General features: G+C 67.3%; 16 protein-coding genes. 5 read left to right on the top strand and 11 right to left on the bottom strand.

What is annotated here, in order from left to right; all coding sequences use genetic code 11:
* Positions 1-29: 29 nt before the first annotated feature.
* The 3 genes from I6H87_RS10080 to I6H87_RS10070 form a co-directional block, all read right to left on the bottom strand.
* Complete coding sequence (locus tag I6H87_RS10080) at positions 30-647, bottom strand: barstar family protein (protein ID WP_010813204.1); 618 nt, start codon at positions 645-647, stop codon at positions 30-32.
* On the bottom strand, positions 644-1,015 hold the full coding sequence (locus I6H87_RS10075; protein WP_011616017.1) for a guanyl-specific ribonuclease: 372 nt from the start codon (positions 1,013-1,015) through the stop codon (positions 644-646). The genes I6H87_RS10080 and I6H87_RS10075 overlap by 4 nt, the downstream gene beginning before the upstream one ends.
* A 377-nt stretch (positions 1,016-1,392) precedes the next feature.
* Positions 1,393-3,717 (bottom strand): NADP-dependent malic enzyme, encoded by a 2,325-nt coding sequence (locus I6H87_RS10070; protein ID WP_011616018.1) that lies wholly within the window; start codon positions 3,715-3,717, stop codon positions 1,393-1,395.
* Positions 3,718-4,116: 399 nt separating this feature from the next.
* Here I6H87_RS10070 and thiL point away from each other — a divergent pair, with 399 nt between their 5' ends.
* From thiL to I6H87_RS10055, 3 genes are all read left to right on the top strand, one after another.
* Positions 4,117-5,097 (top strand): thiamine-phosphate kinase, encoded by a 981-nt coding sequence (thiL, locus tag I6H87_RS10065; protein ID WP_010813201.1) that lies wholly within the window; start codon positions 4,117-4,119, stop codon positions 5,095-5,097.
* Positions 5,098-5,223: 126 nt separating this feature from the next.
* Complete coding sequence (locus I6H87_RS10060) at positions 5,224-5,790, top strand: phosphatidylglycerophosphatase A family protein (protein ID WP_010813200.1); 567 nt, start codon at positions 5,224-5,226, stop codon at positions 5,788-5,790.
* A gap of 55 nt (positions 5,791-5,845) precedes the next feature.
* A complete protein-coding gene (locus I6H87_RS10055) occupies positions 5,846-6,343 on the top strand; it encodes a CinA family protein (protein ID WP_010813199.1) in 498 nt (165 codons plus the stop codon).
* A gap of 77 nt (positions 6,344-6,420) precedes the next feature.
* Here the strand turns inward: I6H87_RS10055 and pyrF are convergent, their stop codons facing one another.
* A complete protein-coding gene (gene pyrF, locus I6H87_RS10050; protein ID WP_010813198.1) occupies positions 6,421-7,239 on the bottom strand; it encodes an orotidine-5'-phosphate decarboxylase in 819 nt (272 codons plus the stop codon).
* Between the two features lie 186 nt (positions 7,240-7,425).
* Between pyrF and I6H87_RS10045 the strand changes: the two genes are divergently transcribed.
* Positions 7,426-8,325 (top strand): DMT family transporter, encoded by a 900-nt coding sequence (locus tag I6H87_RS10045; protein ID WP_011616020.1) that lies wholly within the window; start codon positions 7,426-7,428, stop codon positions 8,323-8,325.
* Positions 8,326-8,899: 574 nt separating this feature from the next.
* Positions 8,900-9,865: a magnesium/cobalt transporter CorA gene (corA, locus tag I6H87_RS10040; protein ID WP_010813196.1), complete on the top strand. Its 966-nt coding sequence runs from the start codon at positions 8,900-8,902 to the stop codon at positions 9,863-9,865.
* Positions 9,866-9,925: 60 nt separating this feature from the next.
* Here corA and mtgA read toward each other — a convergent pair whose 3' ends face one another.
* From mtgA to I6H87_RS10005, 7 genes are all read right to left on the bottom strand, one after another.
* Complete coding sequence (mtgA, locus tag I6H87_RS10035) at positions 9,926-10,576, bottom strand: monofunctional biosynthetic peptidoglycan transglycosylase (protein ID WP_051398538.1); 651 nt, start codon at positions 10,574-10,576, stop codon at positions 9,926-9,928.
* Positions 10,577-10,713: 137 nt separating this feature from the next.
* Entirely contained in the window at positions 10,714-11,601 is an 888-nt protein-coding gene (gene aroE / locus I6H87_RS10030) for a shikimate dehydrogenase (protein WP_010813194.1), read from the bottom strand.
* Entirely contained in the window at positions 11,601-12,533 is a 933-nt protein-coding gene (locus I6H87_RS10025) for an energy transducer TonB family protein (protein WP_010813193.1), read from the bottom strand. The genes aroE and I6H87_RS10025 overlap by 1 nt, the downstream gene beginning before the upstream one ends.
* Before the next feature lie 130 nt (positions 12,534-12,663).
* The gene (locus I6H87_RS10020; RefSeq protein WP_010813192.1) at positions 12,664-14,766 is read right to left on the bottom strand and encodes a ribonuclease catalytic domain-containing protein; all 2,103 of its coding nucleotides are present in this window, start codon (positions 14,764-14,766) and stop codon (positions 12,664-12,666) included.
* 252 nt (positions 14,767-15,018) lie between these two features.
* Positions 15,019-15,759, bottom strand: coding sequence for a 3-oxoacyl-ACP reductase FabG (gene fabG, locus I6H87_RS10015; RefSeq protein ID WP_010813191.1), 741 nt, complete (start codon positions 15,757-15,759; stop codon positions 15,019-15,021).
* A complete protein-coding gene (locus I6H87_RS10010; protein WP_011616021.1) occupies positions 15,756-16,418 on the bottom strand; it encodes a chorismate--pyruvate lyase family protein in 663 nt (220 codons plus the stop codon). Before I6H87_RS10010 ends, fabG begins: the two co-directional genes overlap by 4 nt.
* Positions 16,415-17,029, bottom strand: a complete 615-nt coding sequence (locus I6H87_RS10005) for a YqiA/YcfP family alpha/beta fold hydrolase (protein WP_011616022.1) — start codon at positions 17,027-17,029, stop codon at positions 16,415-16,417. Before I6H87_RS10005 ends, I6H87_RS10010 begins: the two co-directional genes overlap by 4 nt.
* Positions 17,030-17,034 lie beyond the last annotated feature (5 nt).

Raw genomic sequence — 17,034 nt, 5'->3', positions numbered from 1 at the left:
TTCGCCTTGCAAGGGCTCAGGCAGTGCTCTCAGGCGAACGAATAGAACACCCGGAACTGCACCTTGCGCTCGCCCCAGAACTCGGCAGCGTCGCGGAATACGTCGAGCAGCACCTCGCGCCCTTCCTTGTCGAACTTCTGCGCGATCGGCAAGCCTTCCAGCACGATCACAAAGCCCGGCTGCGGGCCTGCCTTGTAGATCATGTCGGTCAGGCAGTCAGCCAGCGCGTCGAAGTTCTTGCCGAAGTGCTTCGGGAAGGTGAACGACGTGGCGATGGTTTCCAGGACCTCAGCCTTGCTCGCGCAATGGGCGCAATTGGCATAGAGGAAATGCTGCCCGAGATCGGCGGCCGCCTGGGCCAGCTCAGGCACGCGGAAGGCGCGGATCGACTGGACGATGTTCGGACGCACCGTCTTGAACAGGTTCATGGCCCCCTCGCTGGTGCCGTCGTTCCAACCGGGACCGGCGGGCATGGCCACGGGCGCGGTCGCGGGCGGGAGTTTTTGCATGAGCTCCTGGCTCGGCATCATCAGCACGTTGTCGTATAGGTTCTGGGCCTGCTGCTGAGCCCGCTGCCAGCCATCTCCGGCGCCGCGCTCTTCGCGGGCGGCAAGGGCGTCGCCCAATCCGAAAATGTCAGTCATCATTTGAGTATCCGTTTGAAGCTGTTGTAGTGATCTTCCGTGTAGTAACAATCGTTGGCAGCGCGTTGTTCTCCGCCGCAGACGATCCGCTTGGCTCCCCGGTTCCGGCTCCTGGCGCTCTTGACCGTGTATTCGCGGTAATACCCGCGTTCACGTTGAGGCAGGATGCGTTCGTAGTTGCCGAATCTCGATCCGTCCTTGTCATACAGGAACGGGCCGCCGGCTTCGATGCGCTCCAGGGTCTGCCGTGCATCGTTGGGCAACTGCTGCACTGCAATGGTTCCCATCCCTTCGGTCTGCACCTGCCGCGCCAGCGTCGGCTGCGCCAGGGCCAGCACCAGCGCCGCGCCGGTCATGGACCGGGCCAGCATGCGCGATGCGTGCCGCATCAGAGAAACTTGGAAACCCACGTTGCTTGTCTTGGTTGAACCGGAAATCGAGCCTGCCGCTGGTTGGGTAGACGATCTGTCCGGGCCACCCTGGCCAGCGCCCTGCGCCACCCGTAGAGGAGCGCGATGGATGCCGGCCGCACCGGGGCGCTCATGGCGAGCGCCTGTATCAAAGGCGTAAGGTTACGCGCATGCACGCAATTAATCAATCCCGGCCCGGCGGCAGCGGTAATTCTTCAATTGTTTCAATATGTTAAGCGTATGTGTGCGCATACTAACCATGCACATATGGACGCAAAAAAAGCCGGGCGAACCCGGCTTTTCGTCACATTGGCCGGCTACCGGCCATACCAAGCGGTTTAGCGCTTGGCAGAGGCATCCACCACGACCAGCGAGGTCATGTTGACGATGCGGCGCACCGTGGCCGACGGCGTCAGGATGTGCACCGGCGCCTTCACGCCCAGCAGGATCGGCCCGATCGCGACGTTGTTGCCCGCGGCAACCTTGAGCAGGTTGTACGAGATATTGGCCGCGTCGATGTTCGGGCACACCAGCAGGTTGGCTTCGCCCTTGAGCGCGCCATCCGGCACCAGCTGGTCGCGCAGCTTCTGGTCGAGCGCGCTGTCGCCGTGCATTTCGCCGTCGATCTCCAGGTCCGGGGCGCGATCGCGCAGGATGGCGAGGGTTTCGCGCATCTTGCGGGCCGAAGGCGCTTCGGACGAACCGAAGTTCGAGTGCGACAGCAGCGCGACCTTGGGCTCGATGCCGAAGCGCTTCAGTTCCTCGGCGGCCATCAGCGTGATCTGGGCCAGCTCTTCGGCGCTCGGGTCGACGTTGACGTGCGTATCCACCAGGAAGATCTGGCGGCCCGGCAGCACCAGGCCATTCATCGCCGCGTAGACCTTGCTGGTGCCGCCCAGCACCTGGTCGATATAGCGCAGGTGCGCCGCGGTGTTGCTGACGGTGCCGCAGATCATGCCGTCGGCCTCGCCCTTGTTCACCAGCATCGCGCCGATCAGCGTGGTGCGGCGGCGCATTTCCAGCTTGGCGTACTCGGGCGTGATGCCCTCGCGCGCCATCATGCGGTAATAGGCGTCGGAATAGTCGCGGAAACGCTCATCGTGCTCGGGGTTGACCACGGTGAAGTCCACGCCGGCGCGCAGGCGCAGGCCGAAGCGCTCGATGCGGTGCTGCAGCACGGCCGGGCGGCCGATCAGGATCGGGTTGGCCAGCTTTTCGTCGACGATCACCTGCACCGCGCGCAGCACGCGCTCTTGCTCGCCTTCGGCGAAGACGATGCGCTTCTTATCCATCTCGACCTTGCGCGCGGCGGCGTAGATCGGCTTCATCAGCGTGCCCGAGTGGTACACGAACTGCTGCAGCTGCAGACGGTAGGCGTCCATGTCCTCGATCGGACGGGCGGCCACGCCGGACTTCATCGCGGCCTCGGCCACGGCCGGCGCCACCTTGACGATCAGGCGCGGGTCGAACGGCTTCGGAATCAGGTACTCGGGGCCGAACGACAGGTCCTGGATGCCATAGGCGGTGGCGACGATGTCGCTCTGCTCCTGGCGCGCCAGTTCGGCCAGGGCATTGGCCGCGGCGATTTCCATCTCGCGCGTGATGGTGGTGGCGCCGCAATCCAGCGCCCCGCGGAAGATGAACGGGAAGCACAGGACGTTGTTGACCTGGTTCGGGTAGTCGGTGCGTCCGGTGGCCATCACGGCGTCGGGGCGCACTTCCTTGACCAGCTCCGGCGCGATTTCCGGGTTGGGGTTGGCCAGTGCCAGCACCAGCGGCTTGTCGGCCATGCGCTGGACCATGTCCTGCTTGAGCACGCCCGCGGCGGACAGGCCCAGGAAGATGTCGGCACCGTCGATCACTTCGGCCAGCTTGCGCTTGTCGGTCTTTTGCGAGAAGCGCGCCTTTTCCGGGTCCATCAGCTCGGTACGACCCTCATAGACCACGCCGGCCAGGTCCGTCACCCAGATGTTCTCGATCGGCAGGCCGATGTCGACCAGCAGGTCCAGGCAGGCCAGCGCGGCCGCGCCGGCGCCCGAGGCCACCAGCTTGACCTTCTTGATGTCCTTGCCGACCACCTTCAGGCCGTTGATGATGGCCGCGGACACCACGATGGCGGTGCCGTGCTGGTCATCGTGGAAGACGGGGATCTTCATCTTCTCGCGCAGCTTGCGCTCGACGTAGAAGCACTCCGGTGCCTTGATGTCTTCGAGGTTGATGCCGCCGAAGGTGGGCTCCAGCGCGGCGATGATCTGGACCAGCTTTTCCGGGTCCTTCTCATCGACTTCGATATCGAACACGTCGATACCGGCAAACTTCTTGAACAGGCCAGCCTTGCCTTCCATCACCGGCTTGGAAGCCGCGGCGCCAATGTCGCCCAGGCCCAGCACGGCGGTGCCGTTGGTGATCACCGCGACCAGGTTGCCGCGGGCGGTGTAGCGGAAGGAATTGGCCGGATCGGAAACGATCTCTTCACAAGCGGCGGCCACGCCCGGCGAATAGGCCAGGGCCAGGTCGCGCTGGTTCGACAGCGGCTTGGTCGGCGTGACCGAGATCTTGCCGGGGGTGGGAAACTCGTGGTACTCGAGCGCCGCTTTGCGCAGCGCCTCACGCTGCTGCTGTTTCAGATCGTCTTGGGACGGGGACTGCTGAGGGCTGGTCATCGGCGCATCTTCCAATCGGTGGAGCCGTCATTGACGAGGCGGGGGACGATCGGCGGACCGGCTCCACGTGTCCGCCCTTCTCTTCCTTTGGAACCCAGCATTTTATATAGTGAAATACTATTTCACAATAAGCCTTTTACTTGGGGCACCTTTGCGATTCGGTACAATATGCCCCATCCCCCCGGGCAATACCAGCAAGCGTAGCGCCTGCCGGCAGAAGCGGCGTACCGCGCGATGGTCATGGCTGTCGTGCGCGGCAGTATCTTGCTGAAATGCCGGACGCGCCCCATCCTGACGCGCTGCGCACGCGCCGCGGGATTGCCCCGGATCGCCATTCATCTTCGCGCAACGCGCAGCCCCCGATCCGTCCCACCCGGCGGGCGAATCTTCCTGACGACGATGTCCCACGCCCAGCCAGCCCCGCTTTCCGAGTTCGACCTGATCCGCCGCTTTTTCACGCGGCCGGTGCGCAAGGCCGCGCTCGGCGTGGGCGATGACTGCGCGCTGATCGAGGGCCGCCCCGGCCACCACCTGGCCATCAGCACCGACATGCTGGTGAGCGGCCGGCATTTCTTCCCGGACGTGGCGCCGCGCTCACTCGGCCACAAGGCCCTGGCCGTGAACCTGTCCGACCTGGCCGCCATGGGCGCCGAGCCGCGCGCCTTCACCCTGGCACTGGCCCTGCCCGAGGCCGACCCCGCCTGGCTGGCCGAACTGGCCGACGGCATGCTGGCGCTGGCCGACGCCCACGGCTGCGAACTGGTCGGCGGTGACACCACGCGCGGCCCGCTGACGCTTTCGCTGACGGTATTCGGCGACGTGCCGCTGCGTGCCGCGCTGCGCCGCGACGCCGCCCGGCCCGGCGACGATATCTGGATTTCCGGCACGCTTGGCGACGCCCGCCTGGCGCTGGGCGACTGCCGCGGCGAATGGCTGCTGCCTGAGCCCGAGTTCAGCCAGGTGCGCCCGCGCATGGACACGCCGACACCGCGCGTGGCGCTGGGCATGGCTCTGCGCGGCGTGGCGCATGCCGCACTCGACATTTCCGACGGCCTGGTCGGCGACCTCGGCCATATCCTGGAACGCTCGCAGGTCGGCGCGCTGGTCGACGTCGATGCGCTGCCGCGCTCGGCAGTGCTGGCCAGCCAGCCCGATGCCATCCAGCGCGAATGCGTGCTGGCCGGTGGCGACGACTACGAATTGTGCTTCACCGCGCCCGCCGGCAGCCGCGACGCCATTGCGGCGATTAGCGAACGCCTGGCGCTGCCGCTCGCACGTGTCGGCGCGATCACGCCCGAGCCCGGCCTGCGGCTGGTCGACAGTACCGGCAACCCGACCCGGTACCAAGGCGCCAGCTTCGACCACTTCGCTGCCCCCTGACACCGGGTCGCGGGCATGTCATGATGCCGGCATCGGCGCGCTGCGCGGGCACGGGAGTCCCGCAAGCATGGCAGCGCAAGCCGGCCATAACCATAAGCAGTATCTGCATCACACGAGCCAATTTTGATGTCCACCTTGCCTCCCGGGGCCGCGCCGCGCGACCCCGCCCTGACCCTGGAAGCCGGCCAGACCGTCAAGGTCACGCGCCCGAGCGCGCGCTTCATGCTGGCCCATCCGGCCCACCTGATCGCCTTCGGCTTCGGCTCGGGCCTGTCGCCCGTTGCGCCGGGCACGGTCGGCACGCTCTACGCGTGGCTGTCCTTCGTAGTGATTTCGCTGTGGATCGAGCCCACCACCTGGCTGTGGATCATCGCCGGCGGCTTCCTGGTCGGCCTGTGGGCGTGCGCGCGCACCGCGCGCGACATGGGCGTGCACGACCATGGCAGCATGGTGTGGGACGAGATCGTCGCCTTCTGGCTGGTACTGGCCTTTGTCATGCCGACCGGCTTCTGGGGGCAGTTCGCCGCCTTCCTGTGGTTCCGGCTGTTCGATATCACCAAGCCGGCGCCGATCGGCCACTATGACCGCACGCTCAAGGGCCCGGGCCTGCGCGGCGGCTTTGGCGTGATGTTCGACGACATCTTCGCGGCCTTCTACACGCTGCTGGTGTTTGCGCTGTGGCGCTCGTTCTAAGCCCGTATCGCCAGCCATTGCAAGCTGATTCCCCTCAAAACTACCTGTATCCACCATGTCTGTCAGCCGCCTGCTCGACCAGCTCGCCATCCAGGCCGGCGTCGCCCTTGCCGACAAATCCCTGATGCTGGCCACTGCCGAATCCTGCACCGGCGGGCTGGTGGCTGCCGCCATTACCGATGTATCCGGCTCGTCCGGCTGGTTCGAGCGCGGCTTCGTCACCTATTCCAATGAGGCCAAGTCCACCATGCTGGGCGTGCCGGCCAAGCTGATCCGCGACCACGGCGCGGTCAGCGAGGAAGTGGCGCGCGCCATGGCCGAAGGCGCGCTGCTGAACAGCCGCGCCCAGGTGGCGCTGTCGATCACCGGCGTGGCCGGGCCCAACGGCGGCACCCCGGAAAAGCCGGTGGGCATGGTCTGCTTCGGCTGGAGCAACCGCATCACCACCCATACCGAGACCCAGCGCTTTCGCGGCGACCGCGGCCAGATCCGCCGGCAGGCGGCCGAGCATGCCATGCGGGGACTGCTGGAGCTGATCCGGAACGAGGCCTGAGGCCGGCGCCCAGCAACCTCCGCCCAATAAAAAACCGCGCCGTTTCTGGCGCGGTTTTTTATTGTCTACGCCCGGTTTCAGCCGTGGCGATAGCGATTGATGGTCTCCCGCGTCTGCAGCGCGACATTGCGCGCCGCCGCCGCAAAATCCTTCTCGCGGCTGGCGTAGAGGATGGCGCGCGACGAGTTGATCATCATGCCGGTGCCGTCCGCGGTGCGCCCCGCCTTGACCGTGGCCTCGATGTCGCCACCCTGGGCGCCGATGCCCGGGATCAGCAGCGGCATGTCGCCGACGATCTGGCGCACCCGCGCGATCTCGTTGGGGAAGGTTGCGCCGACCACCAGGCCCATCTGGCCGGTGGTGTTCCAGCGCTCGCGCGCGGCCTCGGCCACCAGCTGGTACAGCGGCTTGCCGTCAACCTGCAGGAACTGCACGTCCGAGCCGCCCGGGTTGGAGGTGCGGCACAACACGATCACGCCGCGATCCGGATAGGCCAGGTACGGCTGCATCGAATCGAAGCCCATGTACGGGCTGACCGTGACCGCGTCGGCATGGTAGCGCTCGAAGGCCTCCAGCGCGTAGTGCTCGGCGGTCGAGCCGATGTCGCCGCGCTTGGCGTCCAGGATCACCGGGATACCGGGGTGGGCATCGTGGATATAGTGGATCAGCTGCTCGAGCTGGTCTTCGGCGCGCTGCGAGTGGAAGTACGCAATCTGCGGCTTGAAGGCGCAGACCAGGTCGGCGGTGGCGTCAACGATCTCGCGGCAGAACGAAAAGATGGCGCCGCCCGCCCCGGTCAGGGACAGCGGCAGCTTCTGCGGGTCAGGATCGAGCCCGACGCACAGGAGGGAATCGTTGCGCTGCCAGGCGGCAGCAAGCTGCTCGGTGAAAGTCATGGGTACTCGGAATATCCTGGTGGCGCCGGCGCCCCATTGGCCCGGCCGGCGCGGTTGGCCACAGCGGCGTGAAAACCTTTCATCCCTGCAGCATATGTCGCTTCCGGCAATTTTACCCGCTACGTGCTATGGTTTTGCGCTTCCTCTCAAAACAAAGCGCGGCATGACGCACAGCCGCGTCCCGTCATGTCTCTCGATCGCCGCGGTATCTTCCTGCTTGTCGTGCTCACGCTTGCCTGGGGCATCAACTGGCCCATCATGAAGGTAGGCGTAGCGCACTTTCCGGCACTGGGCTTCCGCCTGCTGTGCATGGCGGGCGGGCTGGTGGCGCTGGGGCTGGCGTTGCGGCTGCGCGGCGATTCCCTGGCCCTGCCGCGGCGCGAATGGGGCACGGTGGTCCGCCTGGCCATTCCCAACATGGTGGTCTGGCACCTGTTTGCGATCTGCGCGGTCAAGATGCTGTCCTCGGGCCGGGCCGCCATCCTGGGCTACACCATGCCGATCTGGGCAGTGGTCTGGGGCCTGGTGTTCTTCCGCGAGCGCATCGGCGCCTGGGCCTGGCTGGGCATCGGCTGCGCGCTGGCCGGCACGGTGCTGCTGCTTTCCGGCGAGCTCGCCGCGCTGACCGGCAGCCCGGCCGGCACGCTGCTGATGCTGCTGGCCGCGGCCGGCTGGGGCTTCGGCACCCAATTGATAAAACGCACCCCGACCGACGTGCCCATCGGCGCCATGACGTTCTGGATGCTGGCCGTGACCCTGCCCTTCCTGGCGGTCGGCTCGCTGCTGCTGGAAGACGGCTGGCGCATGCCCACCGCCGTCGAATGGGGCGCCATCGCCTACAACGCGGTGGTGGTCTTCGCCTTCTGCCACCTGGTCTGGTTCGGGCTGGCGCGCAGCCTGCCGCCGGTGGTGTCGAGCCTGTCGATCATGTTCATTCCGGTGGTCGGCGTGTTCTCGGGCATGTGGATGCTGGGCGAGCAGCCGCACTGGCAGGACTACGCCGCGATCGTGCTGATGTTCCTGGCGCTGTCCTCGGTGATGCTGGCGCCGCTGCTTTGGCGCCGGTTGCAGGGCGCGCCGGGCTGATCGCCGGGTGGGCGCGCCGCCGGTCGTGAGCGGGCAACAGCGGGCCGCGTGCGCGGAGATTTCACTTAACAAGCCACCCTACGTTGGGCTACACTCGCGGCCATCACAATCCCGGAGAAATTACGTGGGCAGTAGCATCGGGTGTTCGAGTTGCCGCAGCAGCGCTGCGACCTCTGCGAATGCCATGTCACTGCGGGCTGCGTAACGACGACCCGCCCGGAGCACCCGGCTCCGCGCCTCGTCGGCCTCGCCCGCAGCAGAACACTGCGGGCGAGTGTCTTTCCGTGCCACCGGCGGCGCCATCCATGCGCGCCGCATCGCGTGCGGATCTTCCCTCTCCCGGCTAGCCAGCCAACCCAGGCAAACGCCATCGCCTTGTACCGCCGTGCCGAACGGCAGCCGCGGTACAGCGCGATCACGCTTGCCCGTGGCCCGGCCCTGGCAGGGCGCCTTCCGGCGTCTCGCCAGGCCATGCAGGGCATGACGGACTACCTGGGAATGCGGCGAGCCGCCTGCGCTTGTCTTCGCGCTTGTCTTTGTTTTTCGTCGCAATCAGCAATAAGGAATCCCGGGGATGATCAACCTGTTCGTCCTGCAGAAAGGCCGGCTTGCCCAGGAGCAGGTCGACGAGCGCAATGAGCTGCTGCAGCACAAGCCGATCTGGATCGATGTCGTCAATCCCGACGACGAGGAACTGAACTGGATCAAGGAAGCCTATGGCGTCGCCCTTCCCGAACTGGAAGACCTGGGCGACCTGGAAGCGTCCGCGCGATATTTCGAGGGCGAGGACGAGAATATCCATATCCGCACCGACTTCCTGCTGGACGAGGAAGAGGCCTTGTCGCGCAACGTGCGCGTGGCTTTCGTGCTGACGCGCGACGTGCTGTTCTCCATCCACGACGAAGACCTGCCGGTGTTCCGGCTGGTGCGGCTGCGCGCACGCATGCGCCCGGGCTCGGTGCGCAATGCCAAGGACGTGCTGATGGACCTGTACGCGACCGACGCCGAGTATTCCGCCGACTCGATCGAGGAAATCTACGAGCGGCTCGAAGAAGCGAGCCGCCGCGTGCTGGCCGAGAACGTGACCGATGCCGCCGCGGCCGACGTGCTGGAAACCATCGCCCGCGAGGAAGACTTGAACGGGCGCATCCGCCGCAACGTGATGGACACGCGCCGCGCGGTGTCCTTCCTGATGCGCAGCCAGCTGCTGTCGGCCGAGCAGCAGGACGAGGCCCGCCAGATCCTGCGCGACATCGACTCGATCGAGAACCACACCGCGTTCCTGTTCGACAAGATCAACTTCCTGATGGACGCGACCGTCGGTTTCATCAACATCAACCAGAACAAGATCATCAAACTGTTCTCGGTGGTGTCGGTGGCGCTGATGCCGCCCACGCTGATCGCCAGCATCTACGGCATGAACTTCAAGTTCATGCCGGAGCTGGACTGGGGCGCGGGCTATCCGTGGGCGATTGCGCTGATGGCCGTGTCGGCGGCGATTCCGCTGGTGTATTTCCGCAGGAAGGGGTGGCTGAGCTGAGGCGCTGAATCTGCCGCTGCCTTGCTCCCTCTCCCACAAGTGGGAGAGGGGAGCAAGCCCTCAGTCGGGCAGCGTGGCTGCCCCCATCCGCCGCGCGATGATCCCCGCCTTGGCGCGGAAATTCACGCGCACGTTGGCGCAGTATTCCTTCTTGTCGAAGCACTTGGGCGCCGGCAGCGCCGCGGCCAGGCGCGCGGACTGGCCCACGCTGAGCTTGTCGGCGCTGGTGCGGAAGTAGTGCTGCGCCGCGGCCTGCGCGCCGAACACGCCCTCGCCCCACTCCACCGAATTCAGGTAGATCTCGTAGATGCGCTGCTTGTCCAGCCAGAACTCGAGCATCCACGTGATGGCCAGCTCCTGGCCCTTGCGCAGGTAGTGCTGCTCGGACGACAGGAACAGGTTCTTGGCCAGCTGCTGCGTGATGGTGGAACCGCCGCGCACGATGCGCCCGCGCTTCTTGTTGCGCTCCCAGGCATCGAGCATGGCATCCAGCTCATAGCCCGGATGGTTGACGAAGTCGGCGTCCTCGCTGGCGATCACCGCGCGCTTGAGGTTGCGCGAGATGCGGTCGTACGGCACCCATTGCCGGTCGATGCCGCAGTTCCAGACGTTGATGCCGCACAGGCGCCAGCGCTCGGCGCGCATGAACGTGGTCGTCGTAGGATTGATGTATTGCCAGCTTGCGATCTGCATGAAGAAGTACAGCTGCATCGCCACCACGCCCGCCGCCACGCAGCCCAGCAGGTAGCCGAGCCAGCGGACCGGGTTGAACACCGTGCGTGCGGGGGCTGCGCCGCGGCTGGCGCTGGCTGCGCGGTTGCGGTTGGCCACGGCTGGCGGCGCCCCGGTCAGCCCTTGCGTTCGGCCTGCAGCGCGGCGCGCAGCTCGGCCAGCACAGGGGCGGTGCGGGGGCGCACGCCGCGCCAGATGTAGAACGCTTCAGCCGCCTGTTCGACCAGCATGCCCAGGCCGTCGCTGGTGCGCGCGCCACAGCGCGCGGCGAACTGCAGGAACACCGTGGGCTCGGCGCCGTACATCATGTCGTAGGCCAGCACGCCTTCGCCCAGCAGGAACTCGGGCACCGGCGGCACTTCGCCATGCAGGCTGCTGGACGACGCGTTGATCACCACGTCGACGGCTTCGTCCTCGGACAGCCCGTCGAGCGCATCGAGCCCGCCGCCCCACAGCTCCACGCCATACTGGTCGGCGGCTTCGACAAACTCTTCCAGCATGTCGCTCGCGCGCGACGCGGTGCGGTTGGCCACCACGATGCGCGACGGCCGGCATTCGATCAGCGGCAGCATCGCGCCCATGGCGGCGCCGCCGGCGCCCAGCAGCAGCACGCGCTTGCCTTCGATCAGCGTGTCGAGGTTGTCCTGGATATCGCGCACCAGGCCGATGCCGTCGGTGTTGTCGCCGTGGATCAGGCCCTCTTCGATCCACAGCGTGTTGACCGCGCCGGCAGCCTCGGCGCGCTCGGTCAGGCGGTCGGCCAGGTCATAGGCCTCCAGCTTGAACGGCACCGTCACGTTGCAGCCGTAGCCGCCCTCGGCAAAGAACTGGCGCACGGCATCGGCAAACCCGTCCAGCGGCGCCTCCAGGCGGTCGTACTGCACGGCTTCGCCGGTCTGGCGCGCAAAGGCGGCGTGGATCGCCGGCGAACGGCTGTGCGCAACCGGGTTGCCGATCACCACATAGCGGTCGGAAGTAGCTTGGGAAGAATCAGTGGATGTCATCAGCGTGCCTGCAAGCGGGTTTCCAGCCCGCTGCGCGAAAACTTGAAAGTGGAAATGACTTCGAGGATGTCCTGGCGCGACGCCATCTCGGCGGTAAAGGGGCCGAACGGCGCGGCCGCGCGCACGATCGCCACGGCCTGGCGGTCCAGCGCGGGATCGCCCGAGCTCTTGACCACGTCGATGGCGTCGACGTTGTAGCCGTCGCGGTTGTAGCCGAGCTTGCCGAGCCGGTTGACGTTGATCACCAGGATCAGCTGGCCGTACAGCGGCTTGCCGTTGCGTTGCGGGAAGTCAGTGGTGCCGCGCGCCTCGATCTTGTGGCGCAGGCGGTCGTAGTACTGCGCATAGTCGACCGCCTGGGCACTGGTGGCGGTCAGCTGGAAGCGCTTGGGTCGCTTGGCGTAGTGGTCCAGGTTGCGGCCGATCTCGGCCTCCAGCCTGGCCATCTCGTCGGTCGAGGTGCGCTCGTCCTGGCCGCGCTGCGGGGTGTCCTGGCGCTTCTCGCCGGGCTTGAGCGGCTGGTTGCGCACCGACGGCGCGGCCTCGCGCGACTGGGTCAGCAGGCGTTGCTGCTCCTGTTCCAGCTGCTCGACGCGGCGCTGCACCTGGCGCACCAGGTCGCCTTCCTGCGTCTGGGTCTGCGCGGGCAGCGGCGTGGTGGCGCGCTGCAGGTCATGGTCGCCGCCGCCGTCCAGGTTGGCTTGCGCCAGCGCGGTCGGGTTGCGCGGCTTCTGCGCCGACTTGGCATTGACCAGCACCACGTCCAGCGCGGCATCGCTGCGCTTGATCTCGAACACCTCGGGCGCGGCCACCCGCACCATCAGCAGCAGCACGTGCACGGCCACGGAAATGGCCAGCGCCTTGGCCAGCGTACTGCTGTTGTGCCACCTGGCATGCCACCAGTGGCGGGGAGCGGCGAGTGTGGCGTTCACGATGGATGGAGGGTGGCTGAAGGGTGGGCGGCGGCCCGAACCGGTCCGGGCCGGCGGCCTGGCAAGACCGGGGCCGCGGACCCCGGATCAGACAGGCATTGTAAGTGAGCGCCGCCGATTTCCGAAGGCTTCAGCCGACCGCCGGGGTGCCGGTGTCGCGCTCGCCCGACGCCGCGCCGGCATCGTCGTCGCCCGCTTCGGCCGGGGCTTCGTCCGAGACCCCGGCGGCCTGCTCGGCCGCTTCCTCGGCGGCCGCGTCGGCAGCGGCTTCGGCGGACAGCTCCGCGGCTTCCTCGTCGCTTTCCAGCTCTTCCTCGGGCACTTCGCCTTCACCGGCGAAGATCTCCAGCACCCGGCACGACACTTCCAGCGTGATCTCGTCGGTCTCGCCGATCTCCAGCAGCACCTGCGTGCCGCGCTGCGCCTGCACCAGTTCGGGCACGCGCGTGACCAGCGGGATCTCGGTAAAGCGCACCGCGCCTTCCTTGAGCACCGAGGCCACCATGCGCTCGCGCTTTTCCTGCTTGAGCCAGCGCAGGCACCAGTAGCGCTCCATGGTCGACTGGTGGTCGGCGTAGGCGGCGTAAGTGCCTTCGAAGTCCGCCACCGCGGCCAGCAGGTCGGCGTCCTTGGGCTTGAACGGCGCCACCAGCTTGGCGGTCACGCCGTGCTGGGCCACCGCCAGGATCTGCCACTGGTTGACCAGGTCGACATAGCGGCGCAGCGGCGAGGTGCTCCAAGCGTACTGCGCCACGCCCAGGCCCTCGTGGGGTGCCGGGTAGGTCTGCATGCGGGTGCGGTGCATGCCCCACGCCTTCTGCGTGCGGTAGATGCCCGGCACGCCGTTGTCGGCCAGCAGCTTGCCCCAGGTGCTGTTGGCCAGGATCATCAGCTCGGCAACGATCTTGTCCAGCGGCGAGCCGCGCTTGCGCTGTTCGATGCGCACGCGCTGGCTGCCGTCGGCCTGGTCGTCCAGGTAGAAATTGAAGTCGGCGCGGTTGTGGGTCTCAGGGCGCAGGCCGCTGGCCAGGCGCGCCTTCTGGCGCTCGTCGTACAGGTAGCCGGCAAAGTGCCACAGCTGCGTCAGCGCGTCGCGGAACGGGTAGTCGCCGGTGCCCGCGGCAAGCGCAGCCTCGGTGATGACATCGTCGAGCAGGTTGTGGCGCAGGTTGGCGGCGATCGGCACCATCTCGGCGCGGGTCTCGCTGCCGGTGATCAGCCACACGGTCGGGTCCACCGTCACATACAGCGACAGCGCCGGGCACGTGCGCCCTTCCTGCAGCGTGTAGCGCTCCACCACGGCGTCGGGCAGCATGGTGATCTTGTCGCCCGGGAAATAGACCGTGGACAGCCGCTGGCGCGCGACCGCATCGAGCGGTTCGCTGCGGCGAATGCCCAGCGCGGGCGCGGCGATATGGATGCCGATGCGCAGCTTGCCGTCGGGCAGCCTGGTCACGGACAGCGCATCGTCGATCTCGGTGGTGGTGACGTCGTCGATCGAGAATGCCTCCACGTCGGCCACCGGCAGGTCGGCGGGCGGCTCGGGCACGTCGGTTTCCGGAAAGCCCGTGCCCTTGGGGAAGCACTCGGCCAGGAACTTGGCCTCATGCAGCGCGCGCGCACTGGCGACGCCGCCGGCGGCCACCATCAGCCGCATCGGGGTCATGCCCAGCGCGGTGCAGGCGGCGTCCATGGCCTTGTATTCCAGGCTGTTCTTGTCCGGCTTGAACAGCAGCTGCAGCACCTTGTTGCGGAAGGTCTCAGGCAGCGTCAGCGCCTTGAGCTGCTCTTCGTACTCGGCCTGCACCAGCGCCTGCTGGCGCTTGCGCTCGAGCGCGGCCAGCGCCGCCTTGAGCTGGTCTTCGGGCGCGCGCTGGTAGCGGCCGCGCCCCTTGCGGCGGAAGTACACCGGGTTGCCGTGCAGCGCCATCGCCAGCGCCGCCTGCTGCACCGGGCCGGGCTCGGCGCCGTAGTACTCGGCGGCCAGCTCGGTGAAGCCGAATTCAGCCTCGGGCGCGCATTCCCACAGGAAGTCCAGGTCGATCTCGGCCATCATGTCGCCGGTCTGGCGCACCAGCTCGATTGCCGACGGCTGCGCGAACTGCAGCAGCACGTCGCGCGACTTGACCTTGGTACGCTTGCCGGCTGGCAGCTCCACCTGGTAAGCCTCGCCCTGCTGGTTCAGCACGGTGCCGGCGCGGATTTCGCCGCCTTCTTCGAACAGCAACTGCATCGATCGGTACTTTCAGAAATGCGCGGAACCGCGTCTGGCCGCCAAGAGGCAGCGCCGGGGCGGGTCCTGTGGGAGAAATGGTGCAACCGGGCGCAAATGCGTGCGAACGGAAGCGAGTGCGGCGCGCGGCGTGCAAATCGCTGGCCGCGGGCCACGCCGTATCGATACGGCCTGAGACGTGGAATGATACCGCACCCCGCTCCGGCGCCTGCGGGGGCCGGCGCCCCGGCGGGGTGCGTGCACCCACGCAGTTCAGAGCGACATGCCGCCGCTGGCCTCGATCGCCACGCCGTTGACGTAGCTGGCGTCGTCGCTGGCCAGGAAGGCGTAGATGCTGGCGATCTCGGCCGGCTCGGCCAGGCGGCGCAGCCAGCACGACGATTTCATGCCGTCCAGCACCTTTTCCGGCACGGTCTGCAGGATCTCGGTATTGACGAAGCCCGGGCACACCGCGTTCACGCGCACGCCCTTGGGGCCCAGCTCGCGCGCCCAGGTCTTGGTAAAGCCGATCACGCCGAACTTGCTGGCGGCGTAGTTGGTCTGGCCGAAGTTGCCGTACAGGCCGACCACGCTGGAAGCGTTCAGGATCACGCCCTTGCCCTGCTCGCTCATCAGGCCGGCCACGGCCTGCGCGCAGTTGAACACGCCCTTCAGGTTGACGTCGATGACGGCATCGAACTGGGCCTCGGTCATCTTGCCCAGGCGTGCATCCTTGGTGATGCCGGCGTTATTGACGAGGATGTCGACGCGTTCGTGCGCGGCCAGCACGGCGGCCACCATGGCATCGACTTCGTCGCGCCGGGTCACGTCGACGCGGTAGGCCGACACGGTGGCGCCGGTGGCGGCCAGCTTGTCGGCGGCCTCGCGCACGCGCGCTTCCTGCACGTCGCACAGGACGACAATGGCGCCGTCGGCGGCAAAGCGCTGCGCGGTGGCAAACCCGATGCCGGCGGCGGCACCGGTGATGATGGCAACCCGACCCTGCAGTTTCATCTCGTGGTCTCTTTCTTGGTTTCGGTAGTGTGTGTAGAGGGGCTTCGGTCTGTAGTCCGCAAATACCTGGGATACGGAATCGCCTCGGTCCCCGGGGATGGCCGCGACAGCAGGTCCGGCAGGAACACTTCTGTCACGAGCATGACGCCGTCGCCGCGCCGGAACACCGAGCGCCGCGCCGGCAGCATGGGCAGTGGCGCCATGGCCGGCAGCACACGCTGCAAGGCCTGGCGCAGCGGATGGTGCGGCAGCAGCCGCGCAAACTGGAACGGCTCGCGCGCCACCGCCGGGTCGACAAACAGCCGGCCGCCCAGCGGGCGCTCGCCCAGCCCGCGCAGGAACGGCCAGTCGCGGCGCGCATGGCGCTGGCGCACCACAGTATGGGCAAATATGGCGGGAATATCGTCGCAGATCAGCAGCACCTCGCGCGTCAGCGCGGGGGTGCGGTCGTGCTGGCCCAGCACCTGCCATTCATCGGCGAGCGGGCGCTGCGGGCGCTGCAGCAGGCGCGCCACGCGAAAGCGCTCCGATGCTGCCACCAGGCGCGCGGTCAGCGAGCCGTCGTCACCGGTCACCCAGCGCCGCAGGTTGGGCGTGATGGCTGCATCAAAGGCCAGGTGCGGGCTCCAGCTGCAGCGGCGCGCGGACTGCGCGCTCATGCCGGGCCTGTGCCCGCCGGCACCTTGCCGCCGGGGCCATAGCCGCAGAAGGCGAGCACATCGTCGACGTAGTCGGCAAATTCGCTGATGCCGTGGTCGCTGCCCTCGATCACGCGGATGTTTGCGCCCGGGCAGGCCGCGACCATCTCACGGTAGTCCAGCACTTCGTCCCCGGTGGCGGCGAGCAGGTAATAGCGTCCGGGATCGGTAATGGTGTCCACGCGCAGGTCCAGCAATTCCTGCAGATGGCGGCGCTCGACCGTGACCGAGCCGCCGCCGTGCCACAGCGGCTGCTCGCCCAGGTACGCTTCCAGGTCGGTCCAGGGATGGATGGCCGGATTGAGCAGCACGGTCCTGCAGCCATGGCGCTCGCCCAGCCAGCGGGCATAGAAGCCACCCAGCGACGAGCCGACGATGGCGATCTCCTGGTCGCCGCCGGCCTGCGCGGCGCGGATCGCGGCCTGCGCCTGGGCAATGGCCATTTCGGGCGAGACATTGAGCGTGGGGCAGGCGTAGTAGCGGCCCACGCCCCACTCGCGCATGCGCTCCTGCACCAGCCGGGCCTTGAACGACTGGGGCGAGGAGCGGAATCCGTGCAGGTACAGCAGCATGGTGG

The organism is Cupriavidus necator (assembly GCF_016127575.1).
GTDB lineage: Bacteria > Pseudomonadota > Gammaproteobacteria > Burkholderiales > Burkholderiaceae > Cupriavidus > Cupriavidus necator_D.
The sequence above is the reverse complement of the archived record's forward strand: the minus strand, read 5'-3'. Positions and strand labels throughout refer to the sequence as shown.

Excerpts from the sequence above, each read along its gene's own strand:
- pyrF (WP_010813198.1), bottom strand. The coding sequence starts at position 7,239 with ATGACTTTCACCGAGCAGCTTGCTGCCGCCTGGCAGCGCAACGATTCC.
- corA (WP_010813196.1), top strand. The coding sequence starts at position 8,900 with ATGATCAACCTGTTCGTCCTGCAGAAAGGCCGGCTTGCCCAGGAGCAG.
- fabG (WP_010813191.1), bottom strand. The coding sequence starts at position 15,759 with ATGAAACTGCAGGGTCGGGTTGCCATCATCACCGGTGCCGCCGCCGGC.
- aroE (WP_010813194.1), bottom strand. The coding sequence starts at position 11,601 with ATGACATCCACTGATTCTTCCCAAGCTACTTCCGACCGCTATGTGGTG.
- I6H87_RS10075 (WP_011616017.1), bottom strand. The coding sequence starts at position 1,015 with ATGCTGGCCCGGTCCATGACCGGCGCGGCGCTGGTGCTGGCCCTGGCG.
- I6H87_RS10005 (WP_011616022.1), bottom strand. The coding sequence starts at position 17,029 with ATGCTGCTGTACCTGCACGGATTCCGCTCCTCGCCCCAGTCGTTCAAG.
- mtgA (WP_051398538.1), bottom strand. The coding sequence starts at position 10,576 with ATGCAGCTGTACTTCTTCATGCAGATCGCAAGCTGGCAATACATCAAT.
- I6H87_RS10010 (WP_011616021.1), bottom strand. The coding sequence starts at position 16,418 with ATGAGCGCGCAGTCCGCGCGCCGCTGCAGCTGGAGCCCGCACCTGGCC.
- I6H87_RS10045 (WP_011616020.1), top strand. The coding sequence starts at position 7,426 with ATGTCTCTCGATCGCCGCGGTATCTTCCTGCTTGTCGTGCTCACGCTT.
- I6H87_RS10060 (WP_010813200.1), top strand. The coding sequence starts at position 5,224 with ATGTCCACCTTGCCTCCCGGGGCCGCGCCGCGCGACCCCGCCCTGACC.
- I6H87_RS10055 (WP_010813199.1), top strand. The coding sequence starts at position 5,846 with ATGTCTGTCAGCCGCCTGCTCGACCAGCTCGCCATCCAGGCCGGCGTC.
- I6H87_RS10020 (WP_010813192.1), bottom strand. The coding sequence starts at position 14,766 with ATGCAGTTGCTGTTCGAAGAAGGCGGCGAAATCCGCGCCGGCACCGTG.
- thiL (WP_010813201.1), top strand. The coding sequence starts at position 4,117 with ATGTCCCACGCCCAGCCAGCCCCGCTTTCCGAGTTCGACCTGATCCGC.
- I6H87_RS10070 (WP_011616018.1), bottom strand. The coding sequence starts at position 3,717 with ATGACCAGCCCTCAGCAGTCCCCGTCCCAAGACGATCTGAAACAGCAG.
- I6H87_RS10080 (WP_010813204.1), bottom strand. The coding sequence starts at position 647 with ATGATGACTGACATTTTCGGATTGGGCGACGCCCTTGCCGCCCGCGAA.